Here is an 18,078-nt window from a genome sequence, read left to right on the forward strand (position 1 = left end):
CGACTTGTACAACCGGTCCCCGACACCGCACTGTTGGCTCATATTCGCATACGGTCAGGAGTCCCGGCTTGTCCTCCCACACCCCCGCGCCCGCCCACGTCGTCGACCCCGCCGGCGGCTGCCCGCACGCTCTGAACGCCGCCCTGCGGGCTCGGGGGCCCGTCGCGGACATCGTCCTGCCCGGCGGGGTGCCCGCAGCGGTCGTCCTGGGGCACGACACGCTCAAGGAGTTCCTCTCCCACCCCGACGTGGCCAAGGACGCCCGCCACTGCCCGGCCCTGCACGACGGCACGATTCCCGCGGACTGGCCACTGCGGGTCTTCGCCAACGCCCAGGGCATGCACACCGCCGACGGAGCCGACCACCGCCGGCTGCGCTCCCTCGTCGGCAACGCCTTCACCGCCCGCCAGGTGGAGCGGCTGCGGCCGCGCATCGAGGAGCTGACCGCCGGCTTCCTCGACGACCTCGGCCGGGCCGCCGCCGACGACCCGGACGGCGTCGCCGACCTGCGCACCCACTTCGCACTCCCGCTCCCGATGAGCGTCATCTGTGAGCTGCTCGGCGTGGACCCCGAGCACCGCGGCCGTCTGCACGACCTCAGCTACACGATGGTCATCGCCACCGACGCCACCTCGGCGGAGGTGATGGCCGCCGTACGCGAGCTGGTCGAGCTGCTCGGCACGATCGCGGCCGCCCGCCGCAACTCCCCCGGCGACGATCTGACCAGCGCCCTGATAGCCGTCCGCGACGACGACGGCGACCGGCTCAGCGAGGCCGAACTCATCGGCACGATGCGCCTGATGCTGGTCGCCGGCCACGAGACCGCCCTCAACCTGATCAGCAATGCCGTACGGGCACTGTGCACCCACCGTGACCAACTGGCGCTGGTTCTGGAGGGCCGGGCCACCTGGTCGGACGTGGTGGACGAGACGCTGCGCTGGGACGGGCCGGTCAGCTGGTTCCCCTTCCGCTACCCCACCAGCGACCTGGCCCTGGGCGGCACCGTGATTCCGCAGGGCACCCCGGTCCTCGCCGGCTACACCGCCGCCGGACGCGACGAGGCCTTCCACGGCCCGGACGCCGACCGCTTCGACGTCACCCGGCCCGGCGCGGCCCGGCACCTCTCCTTCGGGCAGGGCGTGCACTACTGCGTGGGCGCCCCGCTCGCCCGCCTCGAGGCCACGGTCGCCCTGGAGCGGCTCTTCACCCGCTTCCCGGACCTCGACCTCGCCGCCCCCGAGGCCGAACTGCCGCGCCAGCGCAGCTTCATCGGCAACAGCGTCGAAGCGCTCCCGGTGCGCCCGGTCCGAACCTGAGGCGCGACGCCGCCCTCAGGCACAGTCCCGCCCGAGGGACGGCCCCCCGCCCAGCACCCGTGGCGGCGGGTCGGGCGGACTTCGGTCGGCACGCCCCCCGGCCAGGCCGCTGCGTTCGTCGTCGGTGAGGTCACGGCCGACGACGAACGCACCGCCATCTGCCGGAAGCGGGGGATCAGACCGACCCGTCAGCCGCCCTCAGTCAGGTGCCCTGCATCCTGCCCCTGCCCCACGTGGTGCCGGTGCGCCTGGGAGGCGGTCTCCCGGATCCGCGGCTCGAACTCCGCCCGGACGTAGGCGTCGAACGGCTCCGTCAGCGCGCCGTCGACCACCCGCCGCACCCGGTGCCGCGCCGCAAACTCCTTGATCGCCGCGCGGGAGTCCGGCTCCACACCCCCGCCGACGATCAGCACGCCGAACTCTTCGGTCTCCAACAGCTTCCGGGCCTCCTCGTCGGTGCTCACTCCCTCCGCGTCAAAGCCGTCCGCCCGCAGCGTTGCCAGTACCTCCGCCACCCTGGCGGGCGTCCTTCCCAGAACCAGCGTCCTCATGGCCGTTCCTCCCTGGTACGTCAGCATCGGTGCACTCGAACCTAGAACCTCAACCAGACTTGAGGTCAACCGAGAACGATGCCGAAGGGTACGGGTGGGTCCTGCCGCGTCCATGACGGTGACGGGTGCCGGCTCTCACGTACCGGGACGGCGGTGGAAGCGGAATGACGGTCAGCGCGGTGCCGGTGTCGGACAAGGGATGCAGGGCCGGCACCCAAGTAGTACGTGTGGTCCCCCCTGCGTCGCGCCCTGACCACGTGGCCGGAGCCGCGGAAGCCCGGCCTGACTGGCTGTCGCCCGTCGGTGATGCGCTCCGGCGCCTTTCCCCTGGACGCGAAGTCCTCGTTCCGCTCAGGCCGTTGCATTCACCGGCCGGACGCCGACACCCGCACCGGCGCCGGAACCGGCAGTCGCAGCGGCTTCCCAGGTGAAGCCGTCCGGGTCCGTGCAGGGTCCCGCGGTGCCGGACAGTACGAGTCGGTGTGATCCGGTGCCTTCGGCGGACACGCCCGCGTCCTTGGCCAGAGCGCGGCGCTTGTACAGAGCGAGCTTGACGTGGCCCGGGTCCGCGGCGAACTCGACGTACTTGCCACCGAAGCTCCTGCCCACGCCGAGGCCCCGATCGGCGTAGAACCGCTTGCTGGCCTTCACGTCCTCGACGCCCAGCAGGAGCACGAAGTCGTCGACGTCCAGGGCGGCCGGGCGGGTGTCCTTCTTCGCCGACGTCGCGATCTTCAGTATCGTGCCGTCCGGGGCCTGGACGACCCCGCCGTAGCCCCACAGCGACTTCGAGGCGGCCTTGAGGGAGCGGGCGCCCGCGTCGAGGGCAGCACCGGTGAGGGCGTCCACGTTGCCCGGCTGGGACACCACCAGCGACAGCGTGAACCCGCGGAACCCCGCCGCGGGGTCCCCGGATGAGCGCAGGCGCAGGTGCGGCGCGTCGGGCCCGAGGAGGGTGGAGTAGAAGCGGGTGGCGGCCGGGAGGTCGGCCACTTCCAGGATGACGGCGTCGATGGAGTTCATGCCTTCGACGGTAGGGGCCACCCTATGACGGGCGCTTCTTTGAAACTGACCGGTTCCCGCCGGCTGCGGAAGGCCACCCGCGAGCCTGGGCCGCCGGTGTGTCAGTCATCGGTGAAGGCTGCGACGACGAGGTCGGTGAGGAGCGCGCCGGCGGTGCCGTCGGGGTCGAGGTCGGGGTCGTAGATGGTGACGTTGAGTCCGACGCAGCGTGGGGATCGGACCAGTGGCCGTAGCAGAGCGATCGCTTCCTCCGGCAGGAGGCCGTCCGGGTCGGGACTGTCGACCGCCGGCATGACGGTGGGGTCGAGCACGTCGGCATCCAGATGGACCCAGTAGCCGTCGAGTGCCGGTTTCTCCAGGCTGTGTGCGGTCGCCTTGCCGACGTCCTCGGGGCTCCGCCGGCGCATGTCGGACACGGTGACGACGGGGACGGCGAGGTCGTGCAACTGGACGACTTCGGGGTCGTCGGCGTAGGCGTCTCGGGTGCCGAGGATCCGTACGTCCTCGTCACGCAGGTAGGGGCGGCGTCCCTCCAGGTCGGTGAGCAGGTCCTGGCCGCGGCCCGTGGCCAGGGCGAGTTCCTCACCGCCGGCCGCACCGATCCCGTCGGAGTTGTCCGGGCCGCGGAAGTCGGGAGAGGCGTCGACCGAGGCGAGCCCGTAGCGACCCAGCCTGCGCAGGGCGAGCGAGGCGCCCAGCTGGATGGAGCAGTCGCCGCCGAGCACGAGCGCGAAGTCCCCCTTGCGCACGTGGTGTTCGATGCGGTCGGCGAGCCGGACCGTGTACGCGGCGATGGCCGGGGCGTTGAAGACACCGTCGCCCTCCTGCCAGTCGCCCCGGTCGTAGCGGGGCGGCACCACGACGCCACCCTCGGCGGCTCCGAGGCGCTGCATGATCCTGTTCTCGCGCAGTGCGCCGGCGAGTTTGTAGCACCCGGGGACGGTGCCGGGCGCGGGAGGCCGGAGGCCGAGGTTGGAAGGGGCGTCGACGATGACGATGTTCCGCATGTGGATCATCCTCGCAGCGGTCGCCGTACCGGCACAACGGCCTCGTCCCGTCGCTGCCCTCCCGGCGGTTCCACGTTCGAGAGGGCCGCCCGCAGGACGGGGATCACTGTACGGCGGAGCGCCCGGAGGTCTGGGACTGTCTCCGTCAGGTATGGCCGGGCAACGCAGCTTTGAGTACGGCTTGTTGTGATCTGTCCGTCTCGCGCGTGAGGTTGGAGGATGTTGCCGCCCTGTTCGGTGTGGAGGTGAGAGGCGACCCGTGCACCACTTCTCGGATCCGGAGAACGGCTGTGAGCTGGCCTGGAAACGGCCCGACCGCCGATTACGCCCAGGGGTCATGGAGTACCGGGGATACCGGCTTTCCCTGGCGGAGCCGCGCAGACGACTCGAAATACCCGACGGTGCCGTGACCTTGGTGCTCGGTTTCGAGAACGAGCTGCGCACCACCGACCTGACCACCGGCACGAGTGAGGACCGCACCTCCCTCATCGCACCGTTGCGCACCGGACCGACGCTCGGTGAACACAGTGGTCACCTGCACGGCATGGAGGTGATCCTCGAGCCATGGGCGGCGTACACACTCTTCGGCGACACCATGCACGAGCGGCCCGAGCGCATCCTCTGTCCGTCCGAAGTCGCCGGGCGCCGCGTCGAGTTGCTGACCGAGGCCCTGGCCTGTCTGCCGCACTGGGAGCAGCGGTTCCGGCTGCTGGACACGATGCTGGGACAGTGGTGGGAGCAGGGCCGCCCCTGTTCCCCTCGGGTGCTGTGGGCATGGCGCGAACTTCGGCGGACCGGGGGGTCGGTGCCCATCGGGCGGTTGGCGGAGCGAACCGGATGGGGGTGGCGGCAGTTCGACGTCCGTTTCCGTCTGCAGATCGGCCTCGCCCCCAAGGCCGTCGCCCGCATCATGCGCCTGCAACGGGCCCTGCGCCTGCTCGGCGAGGGCGACACCGCCGCGCAGACCGCCCTGTCCTGCGGTTTCTCCGACCAGGCGCACATGAGCCGGGAGATACGGCGGATGACCGGTTTTCCACCGTCCCGCCTGCTGCGGGCCCGGATGCCGTCGCAGGCCGACGCGCTGTCCCAGGACCGCATCCACGGCCGGGTCACCAGTTTCCGTTGGCCGGAATGAACCGCGGCCGACCCGGCTGAGGCCCTCACCACCTCGCCGGCCTACGGCTGCCGCTGCGGCTGGGGCTGCCGCTGCGACTGCGGCTGCCACTGCGGATGCCACTGCGGTTGCCGCTGCGGCTGCGGCTGGTGGTGGCAACACCAGGCCCGGCACGTACTACCGTCTTCTCGTCCCGCACTGCCAGGGTGGCTGTCATGACCCGACGCACCACTTTGATCACCGGCGCCACCCAGGGCATGGGCCGGGCCCTCGCACTCGATCTGGCGCCGCGCGGTGGCACCCTCCTGCTGCACGGCCGGAACCCCGACCGGCTGGAGGCCGTGGCGGCTGCGGCACGCGACGCCGCCCCGGACACCACCGTCCGTACCTACCTCGCCGACCTGTCCGACCTGGAACAGGTACATGCGATGGCCGATCGGATTCGCGGGGCGGAACCGCATCTCGACGGCCTGATCAACAACGCGGTGGCGGGTGGCGGCGTCGAACCACTCAAACGCGAACTGAGCCGTCAGGGCCACGAACTCCGCTTCGCCGTCAACCACCTCGCGCCCTACGCCCTGACCCGGGACCTGCTGCCCCTGCTCATCTCCTCGGCACCGGCCCGAGTGATCAACGTCGCCTCGATCGGCCAGGACGCCATCGACTTCGACGACGTCATGCTGGAGCAGGGCTATGAGGGGCTGCGCGCGTACTGCCGGAGCAAGGTCGCCATGATCATGGCGACCTTCGAGCTGGCCGCCGAGCTGCGCGGCAGCGGTGTCACCGTGAACGCGCTCCACCCGGCGCACCTCATGGACACCGACGGCGTCCGTGAGTACGGCCTCACCCCCCTCACCAGCACGGAAGAGGGCGTCCGGCCGACCGTCCGTCTCCTGCTCGACCCGGAACTCGCCACCACCACAGGGCGCTACTTCGACCAGTTCAGGGATGCACGGGCTCATGAGCAGACGTACGACGCCGAGGCCCGTGAGCGCCTGATGAGACTCACCCGCAGCCTGACCGGATGACGCCGGCAGAGCGACGGGTTCCGCAGTCGCCCTACGTGGCGGTCCGGCCGTCCTTGTACACGGTGAAGTAGTTGCTGGAGGAGAAGGAGACCCTGAACACCATGCCGTACTTCCGGCGCAGGTCGGCGACGCTCGCGGAGGAGGGCTCGCGCAGGCACCGCTCGACGGGCGGATCGCCGGGGGTGCACACCGCCTGCTCCTCGATCAGCTCACGCTTCCCCTTCTGGCGGACCTGGTCCCACTCGAGCGTGAGCTCCCCCGCGCTGAACAGGTCGTGCGGTTCACCGGTCCCCGGGCCCTGCGGGTCTCCCGTCCTGCCCCGGTAGTAGTCGACGACCTTGGTCGCGTAGAAGAAGTCGTGGCCGAAGGGGATCGGGGAGCCGTCGGGGTCGCCCGCGGTGAGGACGCCGTCGATCGTGTCGGACACGCGGCGCGGGTCGGCGCCGAAGTAGGCGTCCACGGACATCGTGCAACGGATCTTGTACTGGTCGCCCCCGTCCTGGAAGAACAAGTCCTCGGCCTGCCCGCCCACGCACCTGTCATCCACACCGATCCGACCGAGCGTGAGCGGGGTGTGCGCGTCCCAGTGGGCGATCGCCTCCCGCATCCGCTGCTCCGTCTGCTTGCGGGCCCTGACCGCCTCGGCGCTGCCGGCGAGTTTGCGGACGGTCTCCGGGCTGGTGGCACCGTCCTGCGCGCATGCGGACACCGCCAGTAGCGCCACACTGCACGCCAGGCCCAGAACGGCTCTGGTATGCCGTCGGTCCCCCACCTGTTCCACCCCTTCCCGTGCTCAGGTCCACTGTGAGCGGTGGGATCGAGGTGCCGCATGAGTACGCGTACTCAGGTGTCGCGTTGCCCGGAGGGTGGGCCTCCCGAAGGCGGCCCACCCTTCTGACGACGGCCGATGACTCGGTGTCACCTGCCGATGGCACGCACGGGGTCAGTGGCGGTGTCCGCCGCGGTGGTCACCGCCGTGACGCCGGTCCTGGCCACGGTGGTCGCGGTGCCAGCCCCAGGAGGTCTCGTCGACGAGCCGGCCGCGGTCGGTGCGCAGGGTCGCGGTGTCGGAGTTGTCCCACACCCCCGCCCGCCGGTCCTGGTACAGGTCCTCCCGGGTGTCACGCCCGTAGCCGGTGTGAACGCGGACCGTGGCACGGCCGTCCAGCCGGTAGTGGCGGAAGGTGTAGGTGTGGCCGTCCTCGTCGGCGAGGGTCCAGCCGTCCAGATTCACCGCCCGCCACGAATCGTTGGTGATCTCCACCCACTCGCCGTTCAGCGAACGGAAGGAGCGGTCGTCCCGGACCGAGGGGCGGTACTGCACATCGCTGATGTACACCCTCGGACGGTGCGAGCGGCCGTCGTGGTCGGCGGCCGACGCCGGCAACGCCACCGCCCCCACCACAGCGGCAGCCACACCGGCGACGGCGGTCATACGGCGGACGGAAGAAGAAACGGACACAGAGGTCCCCCTTCAGGACGGGCACACCAAGCCGGACCCGGGCAGCAAAGTCCCGGTCCAGCGCGGTGCGTTGTGCTGGTGTGCGGCCGGCCGGCCGCACACCCACACCCTGCAGCCGACCACCAGACCTTCGGGGGAAATCCGGTCGGCATGACAGATTCTGGACATTTCTGTGACACTCACCTGTAAAGGCCATCAATCACACGAATGCGCTGCATGAGCTGGGGGCTTGGATGCGGAATCCTTGAAAGCACGGGTCAACCCCCACGACCGACCAAGCGGCACCGCATCCACCGCTGCCGGCCAAGTCACCCGAAAGTGAGTAACAGCGACCGGCCCGGATCCCCGGGCCAAGCAGGCCGTCGCACGCGCCAGAATGGTCGCCATGAACGAGAACCAGAACACCAGTACGACCGCAGCCGAGATCCGGCCGCCGCTGACACCCGGTCTCACCGGTGCCGAGCTGCTGCGCTGGTACTGGACGCTGGACGAGCTCACCGCTCTCGCCCGCGCGATGAACGTCGCACGGCACGGTGGCAAGGCGGCGCTCACCGCCCGGCTCGCGGCGGCCCTGGACGGCCTGCCGCTGCCGGCGGCCCCGGACCGCCGCCGGCCGGCCACGGCGCAGCTGGCCGAACCCGTCGACGGTGACACCGTGATTCCGGCCGGCCAGCGGTGCAGCCAGGTCCTGCGGAGGTACTTCGTCGAGGCGATCGGTCCCGGCTTCCACTTCGACGCCTTCATGCGCGACTTCATCGCACAGAATCCCGGCCGCACCCTCGCCGACGCCGTCGCCCACTGGCACGCCACCCGGCCCGACGCGGCCCGGCCCCGCGAGATCGGCGAGCAGTTCGAGTACAACCGCTTCACCAGCGCCTGGCACCGTCAGAACCCGGGCGGCACACGCGACCAGGCTCGCCGGGCGTGGCTCGCACACCGCGCACTGCCCAAATCCCCCGAGGGCGGCTGACGGCAGGACACCCGACAGGCGAGGACGGCTGCGAACCGGCGCAGCCGAAGCGGGCAAGCGTGCGGCCGAACCGCGACGGTGGTGCGGGGGTCGCCCGCGGGGGCGGGCCAGCGCGCGGTCGCCGCCGGCCGGCCGCCGGGCCACCGGACCATCCGTACGGTTCGAGGCCGCTGCGTCCGCGCGAGCGGACTGCGCCGTGCATCACCCCCGCACGACGGCGCCCCCACGGTGGACGTGCTCCCGTACAGGAGGCGACTGCTCGGTCACGTCGCCTCCAGCCCGTACAACGTCCGTAGCAGAGCATGCGGTACGGCCGTGTCGATCGGTCTCGTTCCGGTCGTTGCCGGTCTCCCCTCCTTCGATGCCGCCCCCGTCTCCGTCCGCGCCGCACTCTGCGTCTCCGTCTCGGCCACCGTCCCCGCGGGCAGCAGGAGGTGACGGGCGGAGAGACGGGCGGCAAGCAGCCGGGCCGTGGTGACCGTCTCGGCGGGGTGGACCCCGTCGGGTCCGTGGGCGACGGCGGCGACCACGGGGATGCGGCCGTCGGTGAGCAGCGTGAGCAGCACGCCCGGGTCGGCCACCAGGTTGCCGGAGGGCGAACGGGTGAGTGTGTGCCCGTCCTCGCCCGTGATGCCCACGGCCAGCGGACCGTGGGCGTTGACGAGGCCGACGAGGCGGCGCTGCACCAGGCCCGCGGCGACCCTGCGCAGCGCGGTGCCCTCGTCCTCGTCCGGGGCCCGGCGGACCTGCTCGGGGCCGGCATCGTGCACGACGACCGGCCGGGCCCCTCCGTACCGCAAGAACGCCAGGTCCTCGGCGAACGCCTCGCCGAGCGCACCGGGAGCGAGCACGGCACGGCCGGCGACGACGACCACGACGGTGCCGTGGAGACGCCTGATCGCCGGCAGGGCACCCACGAGTGCGCGCGCCGTGCCGAGCGCCTCGTCCTGCGCCGACCTGCCGAGTGCCTCGCCCTGCGCCGCCGGGCCGGCCGCGGACGGGTACCGGATCAGGCGCCCCTCCGGCGGTGCAGCACCCCGTCGCTCCAGATCCGGTCCACCTTGCCCCAGGCCATGGCCGAGGCGACGTCCGGGAAGAAGCCGTGCCCGTTGAGGTTGGCGCTGGTGTTGCACAGGACGGGGACACCGCTGAGACGGTGATAGGCCGTCAGCACCTCGGCGAGGAACGGGTCGTCGTCCCCGGATACGGTCTGCAGGCGGGCGGTGCCGTCGAGATGGACGACCGCCGGGATCCTGTCGAGCCATTCGGGGCGCACGTCGTGTTCGAACAGCATGTACGGGTCCGGGGTGCCGGGATCGAAGAGGGCCGGGGCCTCCTCGACGAGGCATATCGGGGCGACCGGGCGGTAGGACTCACGGCCCTTGATCCGGTTGAGTTCGTCCTTCATCGCCGCCTGGGTGGGAGCGGCCAGGATGCTGCGGCCTCCCAGGGCTCGCGGCCCCAGTTCGGCGCGCCCGTGGAGTACGACCACCGGTTCGCCCGACTCATGGAGTTCCTGGGCGAGTTGGGCGGGGGTGCAGGGCGTCGCGGTCCAGTCGTCCGGCGTCTGGGCGGTGGGCTGCAGGGCCGGGCCGAGGCGTACGTTCCAGTCGATGGGGCGCAGGCCTTCGTGCTGGGCCCTGCCGAGCACGGCGGCGCCGATCGCCGACCCGGAGTCGTTGGGGAACGGCGGTACCCAGACGTCGGCGAACTCCGGCAGGGCGCGCAGGGCGTTGTTCCACTTGATGTTCAGGGCGCAGCCGCCGGCGAAGCAGAGGTTCCACGGGCCGGAGCCGCGCGCCTCACGGACCTTGCGGGTGATGCGCTCCAGCAGCAGTTCCTGGAAGAAGACGTGGACGCTGGCCAGGACGGTCTCGTCGGAGATGCCCTGGGGCTCCACCCGGTCGCGCACGGACTGGAAGAAGGTGTGCACCGGGGGCACCGACGGTTCGAAGAGGCTGCCGAAGCCGCCGACCGCCGCGCGGTACTCGACCGACTCCGGCAGGTCGCTCTCGAAGACCCGGTGGAACTCCTCCCGCAGCGCGGTCAGTACGCGCTCGTCCGGCTGCCCGAGCGCGATGTACGCCATCAGCTTGCCGGCCACCGAGAGGTCGTCCACCGTCGGTGACTGGAGCGTGCGGCGGAACGGGCCGAAGTGGTGGCCGGCGATGGCGTAGGCGTGGCCGAGCAGCGGGAACAGTTCACCGAGGTTTTCCACGCCGGTCTCGGGGTCGACCCAGTAGAGCCGCGGGAAGAGGCCACCGTCCCAGATGAGGACGAAGGACGGCTCGCCGCGGCGGGCGAAGGGGCTGGAGCAGTAGGCGCTGGCCAGGTGTCCGGCAGCGTGCGCGTAGCTGGTGTAGGGGTAGGAGCGGCCGTCCATCGGGAACTCACCCGCTGCTCCCGGCCTGGCCAGATCGGGGCAGGCCGCGGATTCCCGGTAGGGTCCGACGACGAGTTCCACCGGGGCCGAGGAACTCAGCAGGGAAACCACTCCCGAGACGTCGCCGTCCCAGCCGTCGACGACCCATTCGTCGACGTCCTGGGCCTTGTACCCGAAGTCGGCGAGAATTCCCGGAATCTGGCTGAAGTCGGAGACGGTGCTGTACCGCAGGCCGTTGCCTATTTTTTCCATCTCGACACTGAAAACGAGGCGATCGTCGTCCAGCAGGGCCACGGCTCCGTCGTGCGTGAGCTTGAGTCCGCAGATAATCAAAACTTTTTCACTCCCTGATCACCTCGGGGCAATGGCCCGGGTTCATCGGTCTTCGAGTCGCAGACAATAGAGAGCGGAGTTGCGGCCGGGCGGTGACAGCCGCCGCCACTCTTCCGGAGCGGATTCTGTGTCGACTTCGTGAAAGCCCTGGCGTGCGAACCACGCACCACCGTGCTTGGAGGCCGCGAGAACGAAAACGTATCCGTTCTCGCCGGCCCTGCGGACGGCCTGGCGGACCAGGATCTGTCCGATTCCTCTGCCCTGGAACTCCTGCGAGACGCAGAGGTTGTATATGACCAGGCAATGCGGCACCGGCAGCAGTCCCATACAGCCGGCGAGGGTGTTCCCGTGCACCGCCACGAGGAAATCGTCGATGCGTTGTGCGAACGCGTCCGGCGAGCGGCTGAGCAACCGGTCGGCGGCGGCGAAGGGCGCGGAGATCCGGGCCAGCTCACCGGCGTCCTCGGGGCGCGCCGGCCGGACCGAGGCCGCCCGCCCGGCCGGCCGGGCACCGGTCCGGGCTCCGCCGGCCCTCGCCCGGCCGTGGGCGCCGACCTGCGGCTCACGAAGCATCGTGCTCGTCAGGGGCGCCTGCGCCGCTGTTCCGGCTCCCCGCGAAGCCGAGGCCGAAGGGCTGGTCCGCGGGCATCAGCTCGATCATGTTGACGTTGACGTGCGGTGGCCGGTCCAGGCACCAGGCGACGCCTTGCGCCACGTCATCGGCCGTGAGCGGGGTGACGTCGGCGTAGAGGGCCTCCGCGCGTTCGGCGTCCCCCTCGTAGCGGACCTGGGCGAACTCCGTCCGGGCCATGCCGGGCGCGACGCAGCTGACCCGGACACCGGTGCCCTGCAGGTCGACGCGCATGTTGAGGGAGAGCTGATGCACGAACGCCTTGGTGGCGGCGTAGACGTTCCCGCCCATGTAGGGGTACTCCGCGGCGATGGATCCGACGTTGACCACATGCCCTGAGCCGCGGGCGACGAGCCGGGGCAGCACGATCTCGGTCAGATTCAGCAGGCCCGTGACGTTCGTATCGATCATTTCACGCCAGTGCGGCGGACTGCCCTGCTGCAGGGGACCGAACCCCTTCGACAGGCCCGCGTTGTTCACGAGCACGGAAATGTCACGGTATTCGACCGGCAGCTCCGACAGGGCTCGTTCGAGGGAGTCGGGGTCCCGCACGTCGGCGACCACGGGGAGAATGGCTCGAAATGGATCCTCTTCGGCGAGTGTTTTGAGCCGTTCGGCGCGGCGGGCGAGGGCAATGACTGCGTACCCTCTGGAAGACAACACCTGCGCGATGCGCGCACCGAACCCGGACGAGGCGCCAGAAACTAACGCGGTGCCGCGAGGCTCCCGACCATCCGACATATCCCTCTCGTTCCCCCTGCATCAGGTCGCAGGTTCTCGCTTCAGGCCTGAACCCCGAGTCAAGGGTGCAGACCCAGGACCGGGTATAGCGGGTTCCCCGCGCGCCGGTCCCCGGAAGTGGATTCAAACTCCCCGGTAAAGGAAGTGAAGTGCTTCGTTGCATGCCGCCGGTAACTTCTTGCCAGTCAAGCACGGCCGTACACAAGGCCGCTATGTGACGCACGTCACATGTGAAATCTGTGGCAGGGCCTTGGAGATCATGACTAGAGTCGAAAGCTAAGTCCCAGCACTACAGCGCGAAATCCAGAGGCGAAAAGGGGCGGAAATACAGCCCCGAACGCCGGAATGAAAGCCTCGCGGGGAAACGGGGGAGCATGCCGGCCCACCTTTTAGGTGGCGCACTGGGAATCTCCCCCTCGGGCCTGTGCCGCCCCTTCACTGCGGGACCCGATCCGGATTTCGACCACCTCACCTGAGCCGACCTCCGTCGACCGCCGGCCTCCACTCGCAAGGGAACGCAGAGTGCCCGTCATCCAGAAACGCCACCTCCGCGCGTCCGTCGTCGCACAGCCGCTGCTGCACCGCTGGTACGCCTGGCCGTACCTCATCGCACCGCACACCGGGGCACTGAACCTGCGGGAGAGACTGCTTCCCATCGTCCGCAACTACGTCATGTCCCCGGCCCTGCACCGCAACGCCCTTGCGGACCCGTCCCGTTACGGCGGTCCGTTCCTCGACCCGGGCAGCGCGAGCACCGCCGAGGTGGAGGCATGGCTGGAGACGGTCCTGCGGGACGCGCGTGCGCGCCTCACCCTCGCGGACGACATCGACCGGTTGCGGGCGCTGCTGGCCGAGCGGGCCACGGGCGGCCCCTTGGAGTCCCTGTACCCCGAGGTCCCCGAATCCCTGCGCGGCTGCGTCGAGTTGGTCTACGACACGGCGAACCGGCCCTCCTTCCGCTTCTTCGAGCCCCTGCTGTACCGCTCCCCCGCGTTCGAGGAGCACAGCCAGGTCCTCTCACTGACCGCCGTCCCGCCGCGCGACCAGGCCTTCGTGTACGGCAGCCCGGTGCTGCCCTCCCCCGGCCGGCTCGACATCGGCGTACCCTTCTCGGCCGGGGTGTGGGACGACCTGTTCGCCGCGCGCCTCCAGCCCGTGGACACGCGCGAACTGGCCGAGCGGCTCGGACTGGACGCCGGCGCGACCGGCGATTTCGACGCGCTCTTCCACGACGAGGCCCCCCGACCCCACGACCTGGTCCCCGACGGCCAGGTGCGGATGCGCTACTTCGGCCACGCGACCGTCCTGGTGGAGACCGCGGCCGGCTGTGTCCTGCTGGACCCGCTGGTCGGCTACTCCGACGACGGTCACGAGCACTTCGGCATCGCGGACCTGCCGCACCACATCGACGCGGTGGTGATCAGCCACTTCCACTCGGACCACTTCTCGCTGGAGACGCTCCTCCAGCTGCGCACCCGCATCGGCACGATCGTGGTCCCCCGTGCCTCGGGCGGCACGCTCCAGGACCCCAGCCTCAAGGTGATGCTGGAGGCCCTCGGCTTCCGCCGGGTGGTGGAAATGGGCGAGCTGGACACCCATCAGGTCGCCGAGGGGCTCGACGTCGTGGGGCTCCCGTTCATCGGGGAGCACGCCGACCTCGACATCCGCACCAAGATGGTCCCGCTGGTGCGCGCCCTCGGCCGCTCCTTCATGTTCGCCACCGACATCACACCCGTCGAGCCGGCCCTCTACGACCGGGTACGGGACGTGGTCGGTGAGGTGGACGCGCTCTTCGTCGGACTCGAGTGCGTCGGCGCGTCCCTGGGCTGGCTCTACGGTCCGCTCATGGAAGCCAAGCTGACGCGCGAGCAGAACCAGACGCGGCGCCTGAAGGGGTCGGACGCGGCCATGGCGGACCGGCTGGCCCGGCAGGTGGGCGCCCGGCACGTGTACGCGTACGCCATGGGCCTCGAACCGTGGCTGAAGCACCTCACCGGCTCCGACTTCGACGCCGAGTCCGAACCGGTGCGGCAGAGCCACCTGCTGGAGGAACTGTGCCGGCAGCGCTCGGTCGGCTCGGAGTTGCTGTACCGGCAGGCCGAACGCGTGTGGCCGGCCGCCGGGACCCGCTCCTGAGCGACCGGAACCCCGCTACGATGAAGCCCACTTCAGCCGCCGTACGCCCGCTCGCCGCGCGCGAACTGGTGCGCCCCCTGCCCAGGCCCGAGGCCACCGCCGTCGTGTACTGCCTGCCGCACGCCGGAGGCGCGGCCTCGGCCTACCGGGAGTGGCCCTCGGCGCTGCCCGACTGGGTGGAGTTCGTGGCCGTACAGCTCCCGGGGCGCGAGCACCGCATCACCGAGCCCCCCGGCGTGGACCCGGCCCGGATCGCGGACTGCGTCCGGGCCGACGTCAGGGCGCACTCCCGGCCCTACGCCGTGCTCGGACACAGCATGGGCGCCCTGCTCGCCCTGGAAGTGGCTCGGACGCTGTCGGCCGACGACCAGGTGCGCAACCCCGCTCTGCTGGCCGTCTCGGCGATGGAACACCCCAGCTCCGGACGGCCCCGGCCGGCCCTGTCCCGGCTGCCCGAGGCCGAGTTGCTCGCCTGGGTCGCCGGACTGGGCGGATCACCCGCCCAGGCGCTCGCCACCCCGGAGCTTCTGGAACTGCTGCTCCCCGTGCTGCGCAGCGATCTCGCCTGGCTGGAGGGCTACACCGCCCGCCCGGCGCCCCGACTGGGCTGCCCAATCTCGGCGTTCGCCGGCGAGCGGGACGACCACGTCGCGCTGCCGGGTCTGCAGGCCTGGGCCCGCGAGACGGACGACACGGCCACCGTGCGCCGCTACCCCAGCGGCCACTTCTACGCGGACGGGCAACTGCCGCTGGTGTGCCGGGACCTGGCGGACGATCTCGCCGACGCACTGGGCGCGCCCGGGGTGGCCCGATGAGCGGGGAAGCGCAGCGCTGGCTCACCGACTGGCGGCCGCCGGGCACGGCGCGGCTCGTCCTGGTGTGCCTGCCCCACGCGGGCGCGGGGGCCTTTCAGTTCCGGCCGTGGCAGGAGCTGGCCGGCCCCCGGATCGCCGTGGTCGCCGTACAGTTGCCGGGGCGGGAGAACCGGTGGCGCGAGGAGCCGCTGACCCGCTCCGAGGAAGTGGTCGAGGAACTGGCCCCGGCACTGGCGGCCCGGCTCGACCTGCCCTACGTGGTGTTCGGGCACAGCATGGGCGCCCTGCTCGGCTACGAGGTGGCGCGCGCCCTCGGCCTCCGGTACGGCCTGTGGCCCGAGGAGTTCGTCGCGTCCGCCTGCCGGGCACCGGACGCGCAGGGCGAGCCGACCGGCGCCGATGCGCTGACCGACCGGGAACTGGTGGCCGACCTGGCCGCGCAGGGTGCCGTACCGGACTACGTGGCCGCGAACGAGAAGCTGGTGTCTGTCGTCGCCCGCCCGCTGCGCGCCGACCTCGCACTGTGCGACCGCTATGTCCCGCCGGCCACGGACACCGTGCTGCCCTGCCCGGTGCACGTCTGGCGGGGCAGGGACGACCTCGGGGTCACGGACGAGCACGCACGGCAGTGGGCCGCCTGGTCCGCCGCGCCGGCCGGGGTGCGCCGGTTCGACGGCGGGCACCTCTATCACCTCGACCGCCCGCACGAGGTGGTGGACGCGCTCCGCCGGCTCGGCGAGGACGCCCGTGCCGGCGTGAAGGAGTAGCCCGCCGCCCGTCAGCCACCGGCCCCGGCCGGCCCGCGTCCCGGTCCCCGAGACCCCCGAGACACTCGAGAAGGAAACGCGTTGCCCAGGAACGACCCGCTGCCCGACATCGGTGAACCCGATCTGCGGTCGCCCAGGAGTTACCTGCTCTGGCTGTTGCGCCGGCAGGCCGGCACCGCTTCGCTCGGGGTGTTCTGGGGCTGCCTGTGGATGGCCGGCCTCGGACTCACCCCGCTGGCGGTCGGGCGGGCCGTCGACGCGATCGCGGGGAAGGACACCGGACGGCTCGCCGTCTGGGCCGGTGCCATCCTGGGGCTCGCCCTGGTGACCACGGCGGGCAGCGTGCTGCGGCACCGGTGCGACACCGTCGGGCGGCTCAAGGCGACCTACCTGACGATCCGTCTCGTCGCCCGGCAGGCGGTCAGGCTGGGGGCCAGGCTGCGCGAGCGGGTCACCGACGGCGACATGGTGACCGTCGGGACCGCCGACATCTCACGGATCGGGGCACTGCCCGGCGCGGTCGCCCGGGGCGCGGGCAGCGCGGTCACCATCGTGGTCGTGGCCGTCGTCCTGCTGTCCACCTCGCTCGCCCTGGGGCTGCTGGTGCTGCTCGGCGTGCCGGTCCTGCTCGCCGTGACGGGTCCGCTGCTGCGTCCCCTGCACCGGCGCGTCGGTCACTACCGCCACCTGGAGGGCGAACTGACCGTGCGGGCCGCGGACATCGTGGCCGGGCTGCGGGTGCTGCGCGGCATCGGCGGTGAGCAGGCCTTCGGGGAGCGGTACCGCACGGACTCCCAGCGGCTGCGGCGGGCCGGCGTGGAGGTCGCCAGGGTCGAGTCGGTCCTGCCCGCCGCCGAGGTCCTGCTGCCCGGGGTGCTCGTGGTGGCCGTCGTCTGGGTCGGCGCCCGGCTCGCCGTCTCCGGTGACATCTCCGCGGGCGACCTCGTGGCCGCCTACGGCTACGCGGCGTTCCTGATGCTTCCCATGCGCACCGTGACCTCGGCCGTGCAGGTGCTCGTCGCCGCCAACGTGGCCGCCGCGCGCGTGGTGCGGGTGCTCGCCGTCGCACCCGACCCCACGACCGGCGGGGCACCGGTCGAACTGCCGGACGCGCCCGACCTCGTCGACGCCGCCACCGGGCTGACCGCCCGGCACGGCAGGCTCACCGCCGTCGTGTCCGCCTCCCCGGAGGAGAGCACGGCGATCGCCGAGCGGCTCGGCCGCTACCGCGCGGGCGCGGTGACCCTGGGCGCGGTTCCGCTGGAGACCCTCCCGGTGGAACAGGTCCGCCGGGACATCCTGCTCGTGCAGAACAGCGACACCCTCTTCTCGGGAGTGCTCCGCGACGAACTGGCCGCCGACAGCACCGACGAGGAACTGGCCGCCGCGCTGCACGCCGCCGGCGCCGAGGACGTCGTGGCAGCGCTGCCCAACGGGGTGTACACCGTCCTCGCGGAGCAGGGCGCCACCCTTTCGGGCGGGCAGCGGCAGCGGCTTCGGCTGGCCCGGGCCCTGGCCTCCCGGCCGCCCGTACTCGTCCTGGTCGACCCGACCAGCGCGGTGGACGCCCACACCGAGGCGTCCGTCGCCGAGCGCCTGCAGCGGGCACGCGCGGGGCGGACCACGGTGGTGATGAGCGCGAGTCCGCTGATCCTGGACCGTGCCGACGACGTCGCCTTCGTCGCCGGCGGCAAGGTGGTCCGCACCGGCACGCACCGCGAACTCCTGACCCGCGAGCCCCGGTACGCCGCCACCGTCCTGCGGGACGGAACATGACCGGCCGCCCGCCCCTGCCATCGAT

Annotated in this window: 17 protein-coding genes; 8 read left to right on the forward strand and 9 right to left on the reverse strand. The window is 71.5% G+C overall.

Translation table 11 applies throughout. The features are described 5' to 3' along the window. The first annotated feature begins 68 nt into the window (after positions 1-68). A complete protein-coding gene (locus JK359_RS09970; RefSeq protein ID WP_201834109.1) occupies positions 69-1,316 on the forward strand; it encodes a cytochrome P450 family protein in 1,248 nt (415 codons plus the stop codon). A 188-nt stretch (positions 1,317-1,504) separates the two neighbouring features. Here the strand turns inward: JK359_RS09970 and JK359_RS09975 are convergent, their stop codons facing one another. From JK359_RS09975 to JK359_RS09985, 3 genes are all read right to left on the reverse strand, one after another. Next, positions 1,505-1,867, reverse strand: a complete 363-nt coding sequence (locus JK359_RS09975) for a hypothetical protein (protein ID WP_201834688.1) — start codon at positions 1,865-1,867, stop codon at positions 1,505-1,507. Between the two features lie 351 nt (positions 1,868-2,218). Then, entirely contained in the window at positions 2,219-2,890 is a 672-nt protein-coding gene (locus JK359_RS09980; protein ID WP_201834110.1) for a VOC family protein, read from the reverse strand. A 101-nt stretch (positions 2,891-2,991) separates the two neighbouring features. Beyond that, positions 2,992-3,897 carry an arginase family protein gene (locus JK359_RS09985; RefSeq protein ID WP_201834112.1) on the reverse strand — a complete coding sequence of 302 codons (906 nt, stop codon included), beginning with the start codon at positions 3,895-3,897 and terminating at the stop codon, positions 2,992-2,994. A gap of 337 nt (positions 3,898-4,234) precedes the next feature. On the opposite strand from JK359_RS09985, the gene JK359_RS09990 reads away from it, so the two are divergent. Further along, a complete protein-coding gene (locus JK359_RS09990) occupies positions 4,235-5,032 on the forward strand; it encodes an AraC family transcriptional regulator (protein ID WP_201834114.1) in 798 nt (265 codons plus the stop codon). Between the two features lie 194 nt (positions 5,033-5,226). After that, positions 5,227-6,039 (forward strand): SDR family NAD(P)-dependent oxidoreductase, encoded by an 813-nt coding sequence (locus JK359_RS09995; protein ID WP_201834116.1) that lies wholly within the window; start codon positions 5,227-5,229, stop codon positions 6,037-6,039. Positions 6,040-6,070: 31 nt separating this feature from the next. Here JK359_RS09995 and JK359_RS10000 read toward each other — a convergent pair whose 3' ends face one another. Beyond that, entirely contained in the window at positions 6,071-6,748 is a 678-nt protein-coding gene (locus tag JK359_RS10000; RefSeq protein WP_201834118.1) for a hypothetical protein, read from the reverse strand. A 234-nt stretch (positions 6,749-6,982) separates the two neighbouring features. Next, positions 6,983-7,474, reverse strand: coding sequence for a lamin tail domain-containing protein (locus JK359_RS10005; protein ID WP_201834120.1), 492 nt, complete (start codon positions 7,472-7,474; stop codon positions 6,983-6,985). Positions 7,475-7,886: 412 nt separating this feature from the next. Here JK359_RS10005 and JK359_RS10010 point away from each other — a divergent pair, with 412 nt between their 5' ends. Further along, positions 7,887-8,471 carry a DUF6434 domain-containing protein gene (locus JK359_RS10010; protein WP_201834122.1) on the forward strand — a complete coding sequence of 195 codons (585 nt, stop codon included), beginning with the start codon at positions 7,887-7,889 and terminating at the stop codon, positions 8,469-8,471. A 263-nt stretch (positions 8,472-8,734) separates the two neighbouring features. Here JK359_RS10010 and JK359_RS10015 read toward each other — a convergent pair whose 3' ends face one another. The 4 genes from JK359_RS10015 to JK359_RS10030 all read right to left on the reverse strand — a co-directional run bounded on the left by JK359_RS10015 (position 8,735) and on the right by JK359_RS10030 (position 12,559). Further along, complete coding sequence (locus JK359_RS10015; protein WP_201834124.1) at positions 8,735-9,388, reverse strand: amino acid kinase family protein; 654 nt, start codon at positions 9,386-9,388, stop codon at positions 8,735-8,737. Positions 9,389-9,480: 92 nt separating this feature from the next. After that, a complete protein-coding gene (locus tag JK359_RS10020; protein WP_201834125.1) occupies positions 9,481-11,187 on the reverse strand; it encodes a carbamoyltransferase N-terminal domain-containing protein in 1,707 nt (568 codons plus the stop codon). 42 nt (positions 11,188-11,229) lie between these two features. Continuing rightward, positions 11,230-11,760: a GNAT family N-acetyltransferase gene (locus JK359_RS10025; protein WP_201834127.1), complete on the reverse strand. Its 531-nt coding sequence runs from the start codon at positions 11,758-11,760 to the stop codon at positions 11,230-11,232. Continuing rightward, positions 11,750-12,559, reverse strand: coding sequence for an SDR family NAD(P)-dependent oxidoreductase (locus JK359_RS10030; RefSeq protein WP_201834129.1), 810 nt, complete (start codon positions 12,557-12,559; stop codon positions 11,750-11,752). The genes JK359_RS10025 and JK359_RS10030 overlap by 11 nt, the downstream gene beginning before the upstream one ends. Before the next feature lie 522 nt (positions 12,560-13,081). Here JK359_RS10030 and JK359_RS10035 point away from each other — a divergent pair. From JK359_RS10035 to JK359_RS10050, 4 genes are all read left to right on the forward strand, one after another. Continuing rightward, positions 13,082-14,695 carry an MBL fold metallo-hydrolase gene (locus JK359_RS10035; RefSeq protein WP_307788036.1) on the forward strand — a complete coding sequence of 538 codons (1,614 nt, stop codon included), beginning with the start codon at positions 13,082-13,084 and terminating at the stop codon, positions 14,693-14,695. A gap of 20 nt (positions 14,696-14,715) precedes the next feature. After that, positions 14,716-15,510 (forward strand): thioesterase II family protein, encoded by a 795-nt coding sequence (locus tag JK359_RS10040; protein ID WP_201834133.1) that lies wholly within the window; start codon positions 14,716-14,718, stop codon positions 15,508-15,510. Then, positions 15,507-16,277: a thioesterase II family protein gene (locus tag JK359_RS10045; protein WP_201834136.1), complete on the forward strand. Its 771-nt coding sequence runs from the start codon at positions 15,507-15,509 to the stop codon at positions 16,275-16,277. Before JK359_RS10040 ends, JK359_RS10045 begins: the two co-directional genes overlap by 4 nt. Before the next feature lie 81 nt (positions 16,278-16,358). After that, on the forward strand, positions 16,359-18,053 hold the full coding sequence (locus JK359_RS10050) for an ABC transporter transmembrane domain-containing protein (RefSeq protein ID WP_201834137.1): 1,695 nt from the start codon (positions 16,359-16,361) through the stop codon (positions 18,051-18,053). The last annotated feature ends 25 nt before the right edge of the window (positions 18,054-18,078 follow it).

It is taken from the genome of Streptomyces actinomycinicus (assembly GCF_016741775.1).
Lineage (GTDB): Bacteria > Actinomycetota > Actinomycetes > Streptomycetales > Streptomycetaceae > Streptomyces > Streptomyces actinomycinicus.